12 protein-coding genes and 1 rRNA gene are annotated in these 16,475 nt (G+C 38.3%); 4 read left to right on the top strand and 9 right to left on the bottom strand.

Going from position 1 to position 16,475, the window contains the following annotated elements; all coding sequences use genetic code 11:
* Positions 1-275: 275 nt before the first annotated feature.
* Both JNUCC52_RS18685 and JNUCC52_RS18680 read right to left on the bottom strand, forming a co-directional pair.
* Positions 276-1,828: ribosomal RNA gene (locus tag JNUCC52_RS18685) — 16S ribosomal RNA — on the bottom strand.
* A gap of 271 nt (positions 1,829-2,099) precedes the next feature.
* Positions 2,100-2,999, bottom strand: a complete 900-nt coding sequence (locus JNUCC52_RS18680; RefSeq protein ID WP_337980540.1) for a DMT family transporter — start codon at positions 2,997-2,999, stop codon at positions 2,100-2,102.
* Positions 3,000-3,131: 132 nt separating this feature from the next.
* Here JNUCC52_RS18680 and JNUCC52_RS18675 point away from each other — a divergent pair, with 132 nt between their 5' ends.
* Positions 3,132-3,854, top strand: a complete 723-nt coding sequence (locus JNUCC52_RS18675; RefSeq protein ID WP_173479740.1) for an MgtC/SapB family protein — start codon at positions 3,132-3,134, stop codon at positions 3,852-3,854.
* Between the two features lie 15 nt (positions 3,855-3,869).
* Positions 3,870-4,862, top strand: a complete 993-nt coding sequence (locus JNUCC52_RS18670) for a cation diffusion facilitator family transporter (protein WP_173479741.1) — start codon at positions 3,870-3,872, stop codon at positions 4,860-4,862.
* Between the two features lie 40 nt (positions 4,863-4,902).
* Here JNUCC52_RS18670 and JNUCC52_RS18665 read toward each other — a convergent pair whose 3' ends face one another.
* The 4 genes from JNUCC52_RS18665 to pruA all read right to left on the bottom strand — a co-directional run bounded on the left by JNUCC52_RS18665 (position 4,903) and on the right by pruA (position 10,638).
* Complete coding sequence (locus tag JNUCC52_RS18665; protein WP_173479742.1) at positions 4,903-6,066, bottom strand: iron-containing alcohol dehydrogenase; 1,164 nt, start codon at positions 6,064-6,066, stop codon at positions 4,903-4,905.
* A gap of 277 nt (positions 6,067-6,343) precedes the next feature.
* On the bottom strand, positions 6,344-7,588 hold the full coding sequence (locus JNUCC52_RS18660; RefSeq protein ID WP_173479743.1) for a Glu/Leu/Phe/Val family dehydrogenase: 1,245 nt from the start codon (positions 7,586-7,588) through the stop codon (positions 6,344-6,346).
* An 83-nt stretch (positions 7,589-7,671) separates the two neighbouring features.
* Positions 7,672-8,865, bottom strand: a complete 1,194-nt coding sequence (locus tag JNUCC52_RS18655; protein WP_173479744.1) for an ornithine--oxo-acid transaminase — start codon at positions 8,863-8,865, stop codon at positions 7,672-7,674.
* Between the two features lie 228 nt (positions 8,866-9,093).
* Positions 9,094-10,638: an L-glutamate gamma-semialdehyde dehydrogenase gene (gene pruA / locus JNUCC52_RS18650; RefSeq protein WP_173479745.1), complete on the bottom strand. Its 1,545-nt coding sequence runs from the start codon at positions 10,636-10,638 to the stop codon at positions 9,094-9,096.
* Positions 10,639-10,786: 148 nt separating this feature from the next.
* Between pruA and JNUCC52_RS18645 the strand changes: the two genes are divergently transcribed.
* The gene (locus JNUCC52_RS18645; RefSeq protein ID WP_173479746.1) at positions 10,787-12,094 is read left to right on the top strand and encodes an AAA-type ATPase lid domain-containing protein; all 1,308 of its coding nucleotides are present in this window, start codon (positions 10,787-10,789) and stop codon (positions 12,092-12,094) included.
* Between the two features lie 56 nt (positions 12,095-12,150).
* On the opposite strand, the gene yugI is transcribed toward JNUCC52_RS18645, so the two are convergent.
* The 3 genes from yugI to JNUCC52_RS18630 form a co-directional block, all read right to left on the bottom strand.
* Positions 12,151-12,528, bottom strand: a complete 378-nt coding sequence (gene yugI, locus JNUCC52_RS18640) for a S1 domain-containing post-transcriptional regulator GSP13 (protein ID WP_173479747.1) — start codon at positions 12,526-12,528, stop codon at positions 12,151-12,153.
* An 88-nt stretch (positions 12,529-12,616) separates the two neighbouring features.
* Entirely contained in the window at positions 12,617-14,260 is a 1,644-nt protein-coding gene (locus JNUCC52_RS18635; protein ID WP_337980539.1) for a hypothetical protein, read from the bottom strand.
* Positions 14,253-14,801: an RNA polymerase sigma factor gene (locus tag JNUCC52_RS18630; RefSeq protein ID WP_173479749.1), complete on the bottom strand. Its 549-nt coding sequence runs from the start codon at positions 14,799-14,801 to the stop codon at positions 14,253-14,255. The genes JNUCC52_RS18635 and JNUCC52_RS18630 overlap by 8 nt, the downstream gene beginning before the upstream one ends.
* A 265-nt stretch (positions 14,802-15,066) precedes the next feature.
* Between JNUCC52_RS18630 and JNUCC52_RS18625 the strand changes: the two genes are divergently transcribed.
* A complete protein-coding gene (locus JNUCC52_RS18625; RefSeq protein WP_173479750.1) occupies positions 15,067-16,401 on the top strand; it encodes a sodium-dependent transporter in 1,335 nt (444 codons plus the stop codon).
* Positions 16,402-16,475 lie beyond the last annotated feature (74 nt).

Raw genomic sequence — 16,475 nt, 5'->3', positions numbered from 1 at the left:
GTCAGCTTCATTCGTTCAATCAGTCACGTACGAAAGTACGCTCCTTCACTCACTCAATCGCTTCCTTGTCTTACTCGTATCTCGAAACCTTTTAATGTTATTAAGCCTATAAAAAAACTTAAAAAAATAAATGTGTTTGTTACAATTTCAATGTCGTTTTATCCAGTTTTCAAAGAACAAGTTTTGAAGTATTTCATCTAATTGATGAACCTTCAAAACTGAACGCAAAACGTAATCTTACAAACCCAAGGTTTGTATTCCGAAAATATCCTTAGAAAGGAGGTGATCCAGCCGCACCTTCCGATACGGCTACCTTGTTACGACTTCACCCCAATCATCTATCCCACCTTCGGCGGCTGGCTCCAAAAGGTTACCTCACCGACTTCGGGTGTTACAAACTCTCGTGGTGTGACGGGCGGTGTGTACAAGGCCCGGGAACGTATTCACCGCGGCATGCTGATCCGCGATTACTAGCGATTCCGGCTTCATGTAGGCGAGTTGCAGCCTACAATCCGAACTGAGAACGACTTTATCGGATTAGCTCCCTCTCGCGAGTTGGCAACCGTTTGTATCGTCCATTGTAGCACGTGTGTAGCCCAGGTCATAAGGGGCATGATGATTTGACGTCATCCCCACCTTCCTCCGGTTTGTCACCGGCAGTCACCTTAGAGTGCCCAACTAAATGATGGCAACTAAGATCAAGGGTTGCGCTCGTTGCGGGACTTAACCCAACATCTCACGACACGAGCTGACGACAACCATGCACCACCTGTCACCGTTGTCCCCGAAGGGAAAACCATATCTCTACAGTGGTCAACGGGATGTCAAGACCTGGTAAGGTTCTTCGCGTTGCTTCGAATTAAACCACATGCTCCACCGCTTGTGCGGGCCCCCGTCAATTCCTTTGAGTTTCAGTCTTGCGACCGTACTCCCCAGGCGGAGTGCTTAATGCGTTAGCTGCAGCACTAAGGGGCGGAAACCCCCTAACACTTAGCACTCATCGTTTACGGCGTGGACTACCAGGGTATCTAATCCTGTTTGCTCCCCACGCTTTCGCGCCTCAGTGTCAGTTACAGACCAGATAGTCGCCTTCGCCACTGGTGTTCCTCCAAATCTCTACGCATTTCACCGCTACACTTGGAATTCCACTATCCTCTTCTGCACTCAAGTCTCCCAGTTTCCAATGACCCTCCACGGTTGAGCCGTGGGCTTTCACATCAGACTTAAGAAACCACCTGCGCGCGCTTTACGCCCAATAATTCCGGACAACGCTTGCCACCTACGTATTACCGCGGCTGCTGGCACGTAGTTAGCCGTGGCTTTCTAATAAGGTACCGTCAAGGTACAGCCAGTTACTACTGTACTTGTTCTTCCCTTACAACAGAGTTTTACGAACCGAAATCCTTCTTCACTCACGCGGCGTTGCTCCATCAGGCTTTCGCCCATTGTGGAAGATTCCCTACTGCTGCCTCCCGTAGGAGTCTGGGCCGTGTCTCAGTCCCAGTGTGGCCGATCACCCTCTCAGGTCGGCTACGCATCGTTGCCTTGGTGAGCCGTTACCTCACCAACTAGCTAATGCGCCGCGGGCCCATCCTATAGCGACAGCGAGATGCCGTCTTTCAGAATTGTCTCATGATAGACAAAAGATTATTCGGTATTAGCCCCGGTTTCCCGGAGTTATCCCAAACTATAGGGTAGGTTGCCCACGTGTTACTCACCCGTCCGCCGCTAACGTCAAAGGAGCAAGCTCCTTATCTGTCCGCTCGACTTGCATGTATTAGGCACGCCGCCAGCGTTCGTCCTGAGCCAGGATCAAACTCTCCATAAAAGAAATTTGATTAGCTCAAATTGTTTTGCTGGCATCAATTTTGATGTCCAAAATTTTGTTTCGTTCACTAACGAAGTTAGTTACTAAAAACTATATTGATTACGTTTTGCTTGTTCAGTTTTCAAGGTTCATTTCGTAGTCGCTTGTTTTTAGCGACTTTATTAATATAACTTGTTTTTAACAAGAAGTCAACAACTTTTTTAAATCGTTATTTTCAAGCCGTCCCTCTTGTTAAGGACAAGTAATAATATATAATATAGCAATATAAAAATCAAGCTTTTTTCTTAAAAAACTTTAAAATCTTTTTCTCGTCCACTACAAACAATAGAATCCCTACTATTACAACTAATCCACCAACAATCTGTGTTGCGATTAAATACTCTTTGAAAATAATAAGAGCTAAAATAGCTGCTCCAATTGGCTCGAATAAAATAGCAATTGATACCACATTCGTACTAACATATTTAATAGACCAATTAAATAAAGTATGACCTAATAAATTAGGAACAATGGCTAATAAAATAAACCACGTCCAGTCCATCGTAGAATAAGGACCGAATGATTCCCCTTTTATTAGTACATAGAAAAACAATGTAATTGTGCTCACTACGTAAACAATCATTGTATAGGTTACAAGTGAAAGTCGTTTTCGTACATCCTGGCCAAATAAAAGATAGGTTGTAATAAGTGCGCAAGCAATTAATGCAAGCATATCTCCATAGAAAGCAGAGCCACTAAGCTTAAAATCCCCCCAGCTAATTAATACACTACCAACGATGGCAATTGCTCCAGCTAGAATGGTTTTTAAAGTAATAGCCTCTTTAAAGAAAAAGTATGTACCGACAAACGCAAAAAGTGGCTGAAGTGTCACAAGCACAGTTGAACTTGCAACAGATGTGTAATTTAGTGATTCAAACCACAAAATAAAGTGAAATGCTAAAAATACTCCAGCAATTGAAGAAAAAAGCCAATCCCTCTTAGATAAATGCTTTAATTCTTTCGTATATTTCATGAAAAATAACGGTGCCATGATTATGACAGAAAACAACATACGATAAAAAGCAATAACACCCGACTCCGCATTTGCTAATTTTACAAAAATGGCTGATAAAGATACTGATATAACGCCAATAAAAATTGGGATATACGGATGAATCTTTGGTTCATTCATTGAAATCGACCTCCAGAAAAAAAGCTTATACATCATTACTTTCATGATGTACAATACAAAAAAGTAATGTACATATAATAATGACAGCTTGCATATCTCTTAGCAATACGAAATATAAATGGAGGGGTGCGTTTGGAAACATTATTGGAGAATATGATTACATATGAAGTTGGCATAAAATTAGTTATTGCAGCCACATTAAGTTTAGTAATCGGCATTGAGAGGGAATTAAAAAAGAAACCTGTTGGATTAAAAACCAGTTTAGTTATTGCTACATTCAGCTGCTTACTTACAATTATCTCGATTGAGACCGCATATTCAACTCCTCCAAGAACAGACATTAATATAACGATGGACCCTCTTCGTCTGGCAGCCCAAATAGTAAGTGGCATTGGGTTTCTTGGAGCGGGAGTCATATTAAGACGCGGTAATGATAGCATTTCGGGTTTAACTACCGCTGCTATGATTTGGGGAGCTGCTGGTATCGGAATTGCTGTTGGCGCAGGCTTCTATATGGATGCTACTTTAGCTGTAATTATTATTGTGTTCGGTATTGAAGTATTGTCTCCATTTCTTATGAAGATTGGACCAAAAAGAATTCGTATGCGAGAAGTTTCGTTAAAAATTCAAATTGATGATGATAGTAACACGGAATCATTCCTTCTATTTTTAAAGGACAGCAATATTGTAATTGAAAACATTCGTATAAAAGACATTCCTTTAGGTAATAATCAAGTGTTACACGAATTAGATTTCCGTTTATCGTTGATTGTCTCAGATAACTTACTGTCGTTTTATCGTTCATTACGTACCTTACCTTATATTGAAAAAATTGAAATGGAAATTTTAAACTAGCTGGAGGATTCTTTAATGACAGAAATATTAAAACTACTCAAGGAAGGTAATAAGCCTTCATTAATGGCTGCATTTGTCAACGCATTTTTAGGTATCATAAAAGGAATTGCCTTCTTTTTCACAGGCAATGTCGCTATGTTTGCCGAAATGATGCACTCACTTGGAGATGCAGCAAACCAACTATTCGTATATATTGGTTCAGCGTTATCTAAAAAAGCCCCTACAAAAAAATTCCCTGGGGGCTTTGGTCGAATCGTCAATCTAGTTTGCCTGTTTGCCGTTATAATTGTAGCTATTCTTTCTTACGAGACGATAAAAGAAGGCTGGCATCATTTTATGCATCCTTCTGGTGAATCAAAAGGAATGCTGATTGCACTTGGTGTTTTATTTATCGGGATTGTATTAGAAGGAACTGTTCTTGCCAAAGCGGCAGTCGAAGTACTTCACGAAGCAGGACAAGAAAAAGCTGGTATGATGTCTATTCCAAAAGCATTTGGTTTTTTAAATCGTGCCAAGCCTGCTACAAAATTAGTTTTTATGGAAGATTTAGTAGCAACAGGTGGTAATGTTTTAGCCTTTGTCGCTATCTTAATTGCACATTTTACAGGTTGGACGAGAATCGAAGGACTTGTTTCAATTATTATCGGCTGTATGATGTTTTATGTAGTCGGAAAGGTTTTCTTAGATAACGCTCGCGGGGTAATTGGTGAAACAGATGAAGAAATGCTCAATCATATCGCCCATCTCGTAATGGATGATCCTAATATTAAAGATATTTTCCGCTTAGAGGTTGTAAAAGAAGGCGAATTTTTACATGTTGAATTAGTCGCTGAAGCAGATGCAAATTTATCACTTGCCTTTCTAGATGATGTCCGCGATCATTTAACAGAAGTCATTCTAAGTCAAAAAGGCGTCTCAAAAGTAGCTATTTTATTTGATGAAGATGATGGTAAAGTTAACTGGGTGCACGTCGGTGAAAGACCTTCAATTGCCTATAAAAAACAATAACATTAAAGCCAATTGCCTATACTGGCAATTGGCTTTATTTTTATAATGCGTTTTGTAAAATTGTACGAACATCGTCTTCTTGTAGCTTATTAAAGTTACCAAAAGGTCCGTTTTGCATTGCATGTTCAATAATTTGATCGAATTTCGAATCATCGATATTATAATCAGCTAAACGGTTTGGCGCATCTAAAGAAGTCCAAAATGCTGACAAACGATCAATTCCCTCATAAGCAATTTCTTCTGCCGTTTTTCCTGTCGCATCTACACCGAAAACGCGAGTGGCTAAACCTGCAAAACGTTCTGGGTTTACAGGCACATTTAATCTCATCCAATGAGGTTGTAAAATGGCTAAACCACCAGCATGAGGTATATCATAAATTGCTGATACCGCATGCTCAATATTATGTGATGCCCAATCTCCGCGTGAGCCAATTGATAAGAAACCATTTAAACCAATCGTTCCAGCTAGCAAAATCGTTTCACGTAATGAAATATCTTCTAAATCTTTTAGTAATTTAGGTGCTGTTGTCACAACAGTTCGTAAAACACCCTCACACATTTCATCAGTCACAGGCGTATTCGTCGTGTTGTGGAAATATTGCTCCAAAACATGGGACATCATATCGACCATACCGTAAACCGTATGATTTTTCGGTACTGACACTGTGTATGCTGGATTTAAAATCGAAAATTTAGGGAACGCAGCAGGACTACCCCACCCTAACTTTTCTTCTGTTGCTGCATTTGTAATAACAGAGCCTGAATTCATTTCGGATCCTGTAGCAGCTAATGTTAAAACTGTTCCAAGTGGCAAAGCATCTTGAACTAATACTTTTCGTTTAACAATATCCCATGCGTCGCCATCATATTTAGCACCAGCAACAATTAATTTAGAACAGTCAATGACAGAGCCGCCACCAACAGCAAGCACAAGATCAATACCTTCTTTTTTACAAATCTCAATACCAATTCGCGCCGTTTCTACTCGCGGATTAGGCTCTACCCCACTTAATTCAAATACTGTTTTATCTGCTTGTTGTAGCTTCTCAATAACAGCATTGTATACACCATTACTCTTGATACTACCTCCACCGTAAACCATTAGCACCTTACTTCCATACTGCGCTAACTCTTTCGGTAATTTTTCCAGCGCATCTTCACCAAAGTGTAATTTTACTGGGTTAAAAAATGTAAATGAATCCATTGAATTCGCCCCTTTCTAGTTGGATTTTCTCATAATTACAATGCAGAAAGCAAAGATTTAAAACCAAAAAATGCAATGGGTGACAGGCACTCACACAATTTCGATGCATACTAAAGGAAAATCCACTTCGTCTGCACAAACAACTTGTATGCGAAAGCGAGGTGACGGTTTACGATGTGCTGAGCAAAAGCGCCCTATAGCTCAAATTAACGGCATTTAAGTTTTTACATAAAAAAAGACATCCCTAATTAGGAATGTCTTTTTAAATATCTATTGATTAAACCCAACCACGGAAGCGAGATGCTTCTGCAGTACGGCGCACACCAACCATATATGCAGCTAAGCGCATATTGATGTTACGTGTAGTCGCAGTCGTATAAACATTTTCAAATGCATCAACCATTTTTTTGTAAAGGCGTTCTTCTACTTCTTCCTCAGTCCAGTAATAACCTTGGTTATTTTGTACCCATTCAAAGTAAGAAACTGTAACACCACCAGCAGATGCTAATACGTCTGGTACAAGTAAAATGCCACGCTCTGTTAAAATTTTAGTCGCCTCTGAAGTTGTTGGGCCATTTGCTGCTTCAACGACAATGTTTGCTTTAATATTATGCGCATTGTCTGCAGTAATTTGGTTTTCAATTGCAGCTGGAACTAAAATATCACAATCAAGCTCTAAAAGATCTTTATTTGAAATTGTGTTTTCAAATAAAGTTGTTACTGTTCCGAAGCTATCACGACGATCTAATAAGTAGTCGATATCTAAACCTTCAGGATCATGAAGTGCACCGTAAGCATCAGAAATACCAATTACTTTGGCACCTAAATCATTCATGAATTTAGCTAAGAAGCTACCTGCGTTACCAAAACCTTGGATTACAACGCGAGCACCTTTAATGTCGATACCACGTTTTTTCGCAGCCTCTTCGATAACGATTGTTACACCTTGAGCAGTTGCACGGTCACGACCTTGAGAACCACCAAGAACTAGTGGCTTACCAGTAATGAAACCTGGAGAGTTGAATTCGTCCATACGACTGTATTCATCCATCATCCATGCCATAATTTGTGCATTCGTAAATACGTCTGGAGCAGGAATATCTTTTGTTGGTCCAACGATTTGACTAACCGCACGAACATAACCACGGCTTAGACGTTCGATTTCACCCATAGACATTTGACGTGGGTCACAGATGACACCGCCTTTACCTCCGCCATATGGTAGATCTACAATTCCACATTTCAATGTCATCCACATTGAAAGCGCTTTAACTTCCTCTTCGGATACAGCTGGATGGAAACGTACTCCACCTTTAGTTGGTCCTACTGCATCATTATGTTGTGCACGGTAACCAGTAAATACTTTTGTAGTTCCATCATCCATTTTAACTGGAATGCGGACTTGTAGCATACGAAGCGGTTCTTTTAGTAGTTCATACATTGCTTCGTCATAGCCTAGTTTATTAAGAGCTTCTTGAATAACATCTTGAGTTGATGTGAACAGATTTAAGTTTTCAGACATTTTAAATCGCCTCTTTGTTTTTTTTAATGATTGTATATCGGCATCATTGTAACACACTTCTTAATTAAAATGTGAACATTTTGTTAAAGTTTAAATACTTTTTCAATTTGAGCAATAGACCAATCTAAATCTTCTTGAGAAATAACTAGTGGTGGAGCAAAACGAATTACAGTATCATGTGTTTCTTTACATAATAAACCTAATTCTTTTAGTTTTTCACAATATGGACGAGCAGCTTCTGTTAATTCCATACCGATGAATAAACCACGGCCACGAACATCTTTAATCACTGGGTTGTTAATTTCACGTAGTTTACCTTTGAAATATTCACCAAGTTCTTGTGAGCGCTCTGCTAATTTTTCATCTAATAAAACTTTAATAGATGCGATAGAAACCGCACACGCTAAAGGATTTCCTCCGAAAGTTGAACCGTGAGAACCAGGATTGAAGACACCTAAAATTTCACGATTAGCAGCTACACAAGAAATAGGGAATACACCGCCACCTAATGCTTTACCAAGGATGTACATATCAGGTTCTACTTCTTCCCAATCACATGCAAACATTTTACCTGTACGAGCTAAACCAGCTTGAATTTCATCCGCAATAAATAAAACATTATTTTCACGGCATAATTCACGTGCAGCTTTTAAGAAGCCTTCTGGTGGAATAACAATACCAGCTTCACCTTGAATTGGCTCAATTAAAAATGCAGCTGTATTTGGTGTAATTGCAGCTTTTAACGCTTCTAAATTACCATAATCAACAAGTTTGATATTTGGTAACATTGGTCCGAAGCCACGACGGTATTCTTCATCAGATGATAAAGATACTGCTAGCATCGTACGTCCGTGGAAGTTTCCGTTACAAGCGATTAGTTCTGCTTTACCTTCTTCTACGCCTTTTACATCATAAGCCCAACGACGAGCAGCTTTAAATGCAGTTTCTACAGCTTCTGCACCTGTATTCATAGGTAAAACCATTTGTTTATTTGTTAATTTACCTACTAACTCATACCATTCACCTAAGTTTTCACTATAAAATGCACGAGAAGTTAAAGTTACTTTATCAGCTTGTTCTTTTAATGCAGCAATAATTTTCGGATGGCGATGCCCCTGATTCACTGCAGAATATGCTGATAACATATCTAAGTATTTGTTTCCTTCTGGATCTTTAACCCAAGCACCTTCAGCCTCTGCAATAACGATTGGCAGTGGATGATAGTTTGCAGCACCGTAATTTTGTGTTTGTTCAATAACTTGTTGTGATTTTGTCATATAGCATTCTCTCCCTACTAACTTAAAATGAAAATCAAAAAAGATTGGTCTGTTTAACAGTTTTAATAAAGGAGCTATTTAATAGAAACAACATGAAAATTCGTCTGCTATTAATGAAGCTGCACGCCTCGTAGGTATTACAATCTACGAGGCTTTGCTAGCTCTTTCTTCTTATTTAAACAATCCATCTTTGAACATGTGGTTTTATGCCACTCAAATCAGTAAAAATTAAAGCATTTCTGAAGTTGTTTTTGCTTGCATATGAAGTTGTAGGTAGTCTGGGCCACCAGCTTTTGAGTCAGTACCTGACATGTTGAAGCCACCAAATGGTTGGTAACCAACGATAGCACCTGTACAACCACGGTTGAAGTATAAGTTACCAACATGGAAATCTTCACGAGCTTTTTCTAAGTTCATACGATTGTTTGTAATAACCGCACCTGTTAAGCCGTACTCTGTGTCGTTTGCAATTTCGATTGCTTCATCGAAATCTTTTGCTTTCGCAATTGCCACAACTGGTCCGAAGATTTCTTCTTTCATAATACGAGCAGAACGGTCTACGTCTGCGAATACTGTTGGGTTGATGAAGTAACCAACTGAATCATCAGCTGTACCACCTGCTACAAGGCGACCTTCACCTTTCCCAATTTCAATGTATTCAGTAATTTTATTAAATGCTGCTTGGTCAATAACTGTCGCCATGAAGTTGCTATTGTCAGCTGGGTCACCAACTGTTAACGCATTTGTAAGCTCCGCTACACGGTTAACAACTGTATCATATACATCTTCTACAATAACGGCACGAGAACATGCTGAACATTTTTGTCCTGAGAAACCGAAAGCTGATTTTACGATTGATTGTGCAGCTAATTCTAAGTCTGCTTCTTTATCAACTACGATTGTATCTTTACCGCCCATTTCAGCGATAACACGTTTAATCCAAATTTGACCATCGTTATGTGTTGCAGCACGTTGGTTAATACGTAAGCCTACATCACGAGAACCTGTGAAGCTGATGAAGCGTGTTTTTGGATGATCTACTAAGTAATCCCCAACTTCTGCACCTGAACCTGGTACATAGTTAACTGCACCTGCAGGTAGTCCCGCTTCTTCTAAAACTTCGATAAATTTATAAGCAACAACTGGTGTTGTTGAAGCTGGCTTTAATAATACTGTGTTCCCTGTTACTAAAGCTGCAACTGTCGTACCAGCCATAATAGCAAATGGGAAGTTCCATGGTGAAATAACAATACCAATACCTAATGGAATATAATCGTAACGGTTGTATTCGCCTGGACGGCTTTCTACTGGTTGGCCGTCTTTAATACGTAACATTTGGCGACCATAGTATTCAAGGAAGTCAATTGCTTCTGCTGTATCAGCATCCGCTTCATTCCAAGGTTTACCAGCTTCTTTTGTTAAAAGTGCTGAGAATTCATGTTTGCGGCGACGGATAATTGCTGCTGCTTTGAATAACACGTCAGCACGAATAGCTGGGTCTACTTTTTTCCAAGTTTTAAATGTTTCATCTGCTGCTTGCATCGCTTTTTCAGCTAATTCTCTGCTTGCTTTTGAAACGCGACCGATTACTTCTGTTTTCTTTGCTGGGTTATATGAAACAATTTTATCTTCTGTTGTAATACGTTCTCCGCCAATGATTAGTGGATAGTCTTGACCTAAATAACCTTCAACTTTATTTAATGCCTCTAAATAAGCGTTGTAGTTTGCCTCTTGAGAAAAATCTGTAAATGGTTCGTGTTTGTATGGAATCATACTATATCCTCCTTTTGTGAGCTGTAAATATTTAGTGTGCAAAAAACATTGACGCAAAATATTTTTGCGTATAAAATATTCTTACACTTATTATAATGCAAAATTTCGTTGCATATTTCAAGTAAAAAATTTTTGAGGTGCACATTTTATGAAAAATTCTGAACCCTTATTACCCTTTTATGAGTTTATTGCAACTAATGTATCCGTTGGTATACATGCGATTGACGAAACAGGTAAAACAATTATCTATAATTCAAAAATGAAAGAAATTGAAGGATTTCATTTTGATGAATTAGCAGATCGTTCAATTATTGAGTTGTTTTCCTTCCGTCAACATGAAAGTACTTTGATGCGGGTATTACAAACAGGCTTACAAGAAATGAATGTGAAACAAACCTATTGGAATAAAAATGGTCATGAAATTACAACGATTAACGATACTTTTCCACTTTTTAAAAACAATCAACTAATCGGTGCTATAGAATTTGCACGTGATATAACATCTTTAGAAAAATTAGTATATCAGCCTCTCCGTCGATATGGTGAGCCTTTAACTTTTGATATGATTACTGCTGTTTCAGAGACGATGCAACAAGTAATTGTAAATGCTAAAAAAGCTGCCGCAGTAAAATTACCTATATTGCTCATCGGAGAGTCTGGTACTGGAAAAGATTTAGTTGCAGAAAGTATTCATCATGCCGCTTCGTCTGATCCTGAAGCTTTCGTTACACTGTTTAGTCGACGTTCAGCAAAATCAGTGCTTGATAAAATGGAAGAGCTTTTGCAGGATGATAAAGCATATACATTTTTCTTTGAACGCATCGATTTTTTAAGCCTCCCCATTCAGGAGCAATTACTCGAACTATTACAGTCCCTTCCACAATCAAAATATATGCTGATTGGTAGTGTCGGCAGTGATCCAATTACATTGATAGCGGAGAAAAAGCTTTCAAAATCTTTGTATTATTTCTTTGCAACCATGTCTATCACCATTCCTAATTTAACAGACCGAAAAGAAGATATTTTACCGTTTGTGGATGATTACTTTAGTCGCCATCGTGAGCGCTTTGCATCAAACGTAAAAGAACTAGCACCTGATGTACAAGCTTTATTCTTACAGTATGATTGGCCTGGCAATCTAAAAGAACTCGAATTATTACTTGATGAAATTGTGTCATTTATGACAACTGAAACAACTGTTACATTCGATTTACTCCCAGTTCATTTTCGTTTTAAAGTGCAAAGCCAGGATACTTCTGAACGCGAACCTGAATTTTTCATGTTCCAACAGCAAAATGATGTCATGCCGCTCGATGCTTATTTACGAGAAGCCGAATCCTATTATGTGCAAAATGTCTTAAATCTATATGAAGGTAACATAACAAAGGCTGCTGGTGCACTTGGCATGAGTCGCCAAAACTTGCAGTATCGCATACGGAAGATGAAAAAAGATTAATCCTAATACTGTTTATAAAAAACGAGGATGCCTTCTCATGGAAGCATCCTCGTTTTTTAATGTCCTGACTGTTCGATCCAGTCCTGTAGTTTATCTTTTAGGGAATTGAAGCCATTTGCATCGGATTCATCTACACGATCCTGTAATGATTTCCGTGGTGTTGCGTCTTTTTTTCTTATTGCTACTGGGCGTTCTTGTAAGGCACGGATCGATAAACTAATTTTTTCGGCCGCTTCATCGATTTCAAGTACCTTCACTTCGACCTCTTGCCCTACTGATAAAAACTCACTGACGTCTTTTACAAAGCCGTACGTAATTTCAGAAATATGCACGAGCCCTTGTGTATCGTCATCAAGTGCTACAAACGCACCGTACGGTTGAATACCTGTAACTTTTCCGGTCAATACGTCTCCTAATTCATATTTTTTTGCCATAACCTTTGCCCACTTTCTATATGTTTGCTACGTATATATCACGTTAAATTATAACATACGTCAATATCTGGAGCAAAAAATCGTCCCACTAATCAATGATCTCCGTTATACGATAATAGCCTTCCTCTTGTTTTGAAAATTTTATAAGAAATTGCCTACCGTACTGATCTTGTTTATTGACAGCAACACGAGCAGCTACAATTGGATAAATCCCATCGTACTCACCTAGCTGACTAAATATGTTTAAATCTTTCATCGTTTGTAACAACAAACTTATATTCAATTCGGAATTTGGCATTAATAAGGTATTTTGCAATGATTCATCACCAATAGTTATGGCATATAAGTAAAGCGCAGCAATATTTATTGGGCGAAGTTGATTTAATATAGCTACATCGCTATTTTGCTTGTATTGCTCATATATTCCCTTAATTTGCTCGATACGAGAATCATCCATATCAACAACACTAAAATCACTATCGTTAATATAACCTGCTGTTTCTTCCCGTGTCTGTAAAAGAATTGTCCATATATCATAAGCTGCAAGTTGCGATAATGTTTGAGAGTGATTCGTTTGCTGGAATTCTTTTAAGATTGTGGCAACTGTCTTTTTCATGACCTCCCCATACTTACCTGCAGCCACTTCTTGTAAAAACGTTAAATATTTCTTATCAGGTTGCCCATCTTCCGCTAAGGCAGGATATTGTTTAGTGCCTAGCAATAGAGCCACCCACGTATTTTTAAAGGTTTCTTGTAATAACTTGTAGTTGGGAGAACCCGCATTGACATCCGCTAATAACGTACGTTCCATTACTTTAAGCGATTTTGCTGTTTCTTCTCGTGAATAGCGTAAATCATCAACTAATAATAAATAGCCCATTTTTAAATATTCAAAATACCCAAAAACATCCGGATGTAATTGATTGATATAGGCTGGTGCAAATTCTCCATCGATAGGGTTCGCTTTAAAATAAAACGAGCCTTTATCATCCATTTTCAGCTCCATATATTGATTGTTAGCAGCTTCAATAATAGCTTTTAAATCTGATGGATATTGCTTTTCATCAGCTTTCTTCAGTAGTGGTTTATACGGTTCTAGTAGCTTACTATAAAAATTCTCCAACTCTTCAACAGAAATAATGTATTGGTTATAAACTTCATACGATTCATCAAAAGTTAAATTGTTAAATGTTTTAATCGTCTCTATAGCCCTTTTAGGAGTCATTAAATAGTATAAGACGTATTCTTCTACATTCTGTGCACTATCACTTGAGGACGAATGTAAGTTATTTGCTATATAAAAATCTAACATTGTATCTGCTGTTTGAATAAATTCAAATGCTTGCAGTTCATCTTTCGAAACTTTTAATTCTCTTCTAATATCCTCTTTTCGACTATTATATTTTTTCGTTATATAGTCGGCTGCATCTTCCTCTTCAGCCTCTTTTACAGGAATACTTTGCGGCACTTCCGTTTGGGTATTTTCTTGCTGTTTCATTGTATAGAGCGTCACTAACAGACCAACTAACAATACGCTTGCAATACTCGCTAGCCAGACTGCTGGCTTTTGCCATTTTGGGGAGGGCTTCTTTTGAGTGGCAATCGTTTGCTTTGCGAGTGCTTCTTCTTCTTCGATTTGCTTGAAAACATCTGCTGGATTTAATTGTTGTTCCATTCGGTCATAAGATTTTTTCAATAGTGCCATGCGTTTATCAAATTGTTTGTCATCCATTTTCAACACTCCCCTCCTGTGTCAAAGAGACTTTTAGTTTTTCCTTTGCCCGTAAAATTCGTACTTTGACCGCCGACAAAGAAATCCCAAGCACCTCTGCAATTTCCTCGTATTTCAACTCATGAAAGTAAAACAATACAAGTGGATAGCGATATTTTTCATCAAGTGCTTGAATAGTTTGGTGTAATAATCGATCTTCCTCAAAATTCAATACGTGTTTTTCAGCCGAAGGACTATAATTTTGTCGCTGAGCATTTAACAGTTCCTCCTTAGCCTGCTCACGTTGCTCCTTACGATAGTAGTCACGCGTAGCATTGAGTGTCACTTTATAAAGCCATGTCGTAAATCGATCCTGCTTAAATTGATGTAAAAAGCGGTACAGTTTTACAAAAACTTCTTGTGCAACATCCGCTAAATCACTGCTATGTACGCCACATTGATAGGCAAATTTTTCAACTGTTCGCTGATGGATGCGAATTAGTTCGATATAGGCATCTTTGTCTCCTTGTTGTGCTCGTTCGATTAATTCGGACTCATTCACTCGTTATCCCCCCTTTTTTATGTAACGATCCATTCTTCCTAATTGTTACATTTTGACTGAATTGATGCTAGAGCATAGTTTACGTTAATAAAACTGATTGCATCAGCTTTTGTTCAGTTAAAATGACACTTTTACACGAAAACTTCAACTTCCCTTTTGGACGTGGTTAGAAAAAAAGTATCTATAATCAATTTTCAGAAATTTGCCTTGTGTTATAAAGTTTTTACGGTAAAATAGAACTTTAGTATAAGGAGGCTTTATTTTTGTGTCATCTCGAGATCAATTTACATCAAAAATTGGATTTATTTTAGCTGCTGCTGGAAGTGCCATTGGATTGGGGGCTATTTGGAAATTCCCTTATATGGCGGGAACGAACGGTGGGAGTGTATTTATTTTATTGTTTATTTTATGTACATTTTTCATCGGTTTGCCAGTGTTAATCGCAGAATTTATGATTGGCCGTCGTGGGCAAAAAGATGCTGTTACGTCATTCAAAGAACAAGCGCCAGGAAAGCCATGGTACTTAATAGGATGGGGCGGCATGATTATTGCTGGTTTGATACTATCCTTCTATAGCGTAGTGGGCGGTTGGATTTTAAGTTATTTAGGGCGTTCCTTGACTTTCCAATTATCAAGTAATGATGGAAATTACGCTGATTTATTTAACAATATCATCTCCAGCCCATTTGAAGCGATTCTTGTACAAGGGTTATTTTTACTTTTAACAATCGCCATTGTATCAGGAGGCATTAAAGGTGGGATTGAGAAGGCTAGTACATGGATGATGCCATTATTATTCATTTTTTTCATTGTGTTAGTTATCCGTTCCTTAACACTTGACGGTGCAATGCAAGGCGTAAAATTTATGTTTGTCCCTGACTGGTCTTACTTAAATGCTGAAACATTTTTGAAAGCACTTGGACAAGCATTCTTCTCATTAAGTGTCGGTATTGCCGTGATGATTACGTACGCATCCTACCTCCCAAAAACCGAGAAGATTGGTAACTCTGCTATCAATGTAGCTTCAATGAATATAATAATTTCGCTACTTGCAGGTTTAGTTATTTTCCCAGCGGTATTCGCGCTAGGCTACACACCTGACCAAGGACCAGGACTTGTTTTTATTATTTTGCCTGCTGTTTTTGAACAATTGCCACTTGGTGGTCTTTTCCTAACAATTTTCTTTATTCTCTTATTGTTTGCTACAGTGACATCCTCAATTTCAATGTTAGAAATTGTAGTAGCTATTGCTATAGGAGACAAGCCAGAGAAGCGTAAAAAAATTGCATGGATTGGCGGTATTATTATTTTCGGCTTCGGTATTCCAAGTGCTCTATCTTTCGGCATTCTTTCTGACGTACAACTATTAGATCGTTCCATTTTTGATTTTGTAGACTTCCTTACAAATAGCGTAGGTATGCCAATTGGTGCATTACTTATTTCTATTTTTGCAGGCTATTACTATACAAAAGATATTTCCCGTAAAGAGCTTGCTTCATCAAGCCTTATGTTTAACATTTGGTACTTGTTAATTCGCTATGTATCACCTATTGCGATTTTTCTTATTTTCATCCAAGGGATTTTGCCGTTATTTAAATAAGAAAATGAGGTTGTCTACTATTGTAAAGACAACCTCACTTTTATAAGGAAGCAGCTGGTAATTCGCATAAATAC

Source organism: Lysinibacillus sp. JNUCC-52 (assembly GCF_015999545.1).
In the GTDB taxonomy this organism is placed as follows: domain Bacteria; phylum Bacillota; class Bacilli; order Bacillales_A; family Planococcaceae; genus Lysinibacillus.
This window is presented reverse-complemented; position numbering and strand designations above follow the sequence as displayed.

Coding starts and splice junctions, on each gene's coding strand:
- JNUCC52_RS18665 (WP_173479742.1), bottom strand. CDS start 6,066: ATGGATTCATTTACATTTTTTAACCCAGTAAAATTACACTTTGGTGAA.
- yugI (WP_173479747.1), bottom strand. CDS start 12,528: ATGGCAAAAAAATATGAATTAGGAGACGTATTGACCGGAAAAGTTACA.
- JNUCC52_RS18635 (WP_337980539.1), bottom strand. CDS start 14,260: ATGGATGACAAACAATTTGATAAACGCATGGCACTATTGAAAAAATCT.
- JNUCC52_RS18670 (WP_173479741.1), top strand. CDS start 3,870: ATGACAGAAATATTAAAACTACTCAAGGAAGGTAATAAGCCTTCATTA.
- JNUCC52_RS18660 (WP_173479743.1), bottom strand. CDS start 7,588: ATGTCTGAAAACTTAAATCTGTTCACATCAACTCAAGATGTTATTCAA.
- pruA (WP_173479745.1), bottom strand. CDS start 10,638: ATGATTCCATACAAACACGAACCATTTACAGATTTTTCTCAAGAGGCA.
- JNUCC52_RS18680 (WP_337980540.1), bottom strand. CDS start 2,999: ATGAATGAACCAAAGATTCATCCGTATATCCCAATTTTTATTGGCGTT.
- JNUCC52_RS18645 (WP_173479746.1), top strand. CDS start 10,787: ATGAAAAATTCTGAACCCTTATTACCCTTTTATGAGTTTATTGCAACT.
- JNUCC52_RS18655 (WP_173479744.1), bottom strand. CDS start 8,865: ATGACAAAATCACAACAAGTTATTGAACAAACACAAAATTACGGTGCT.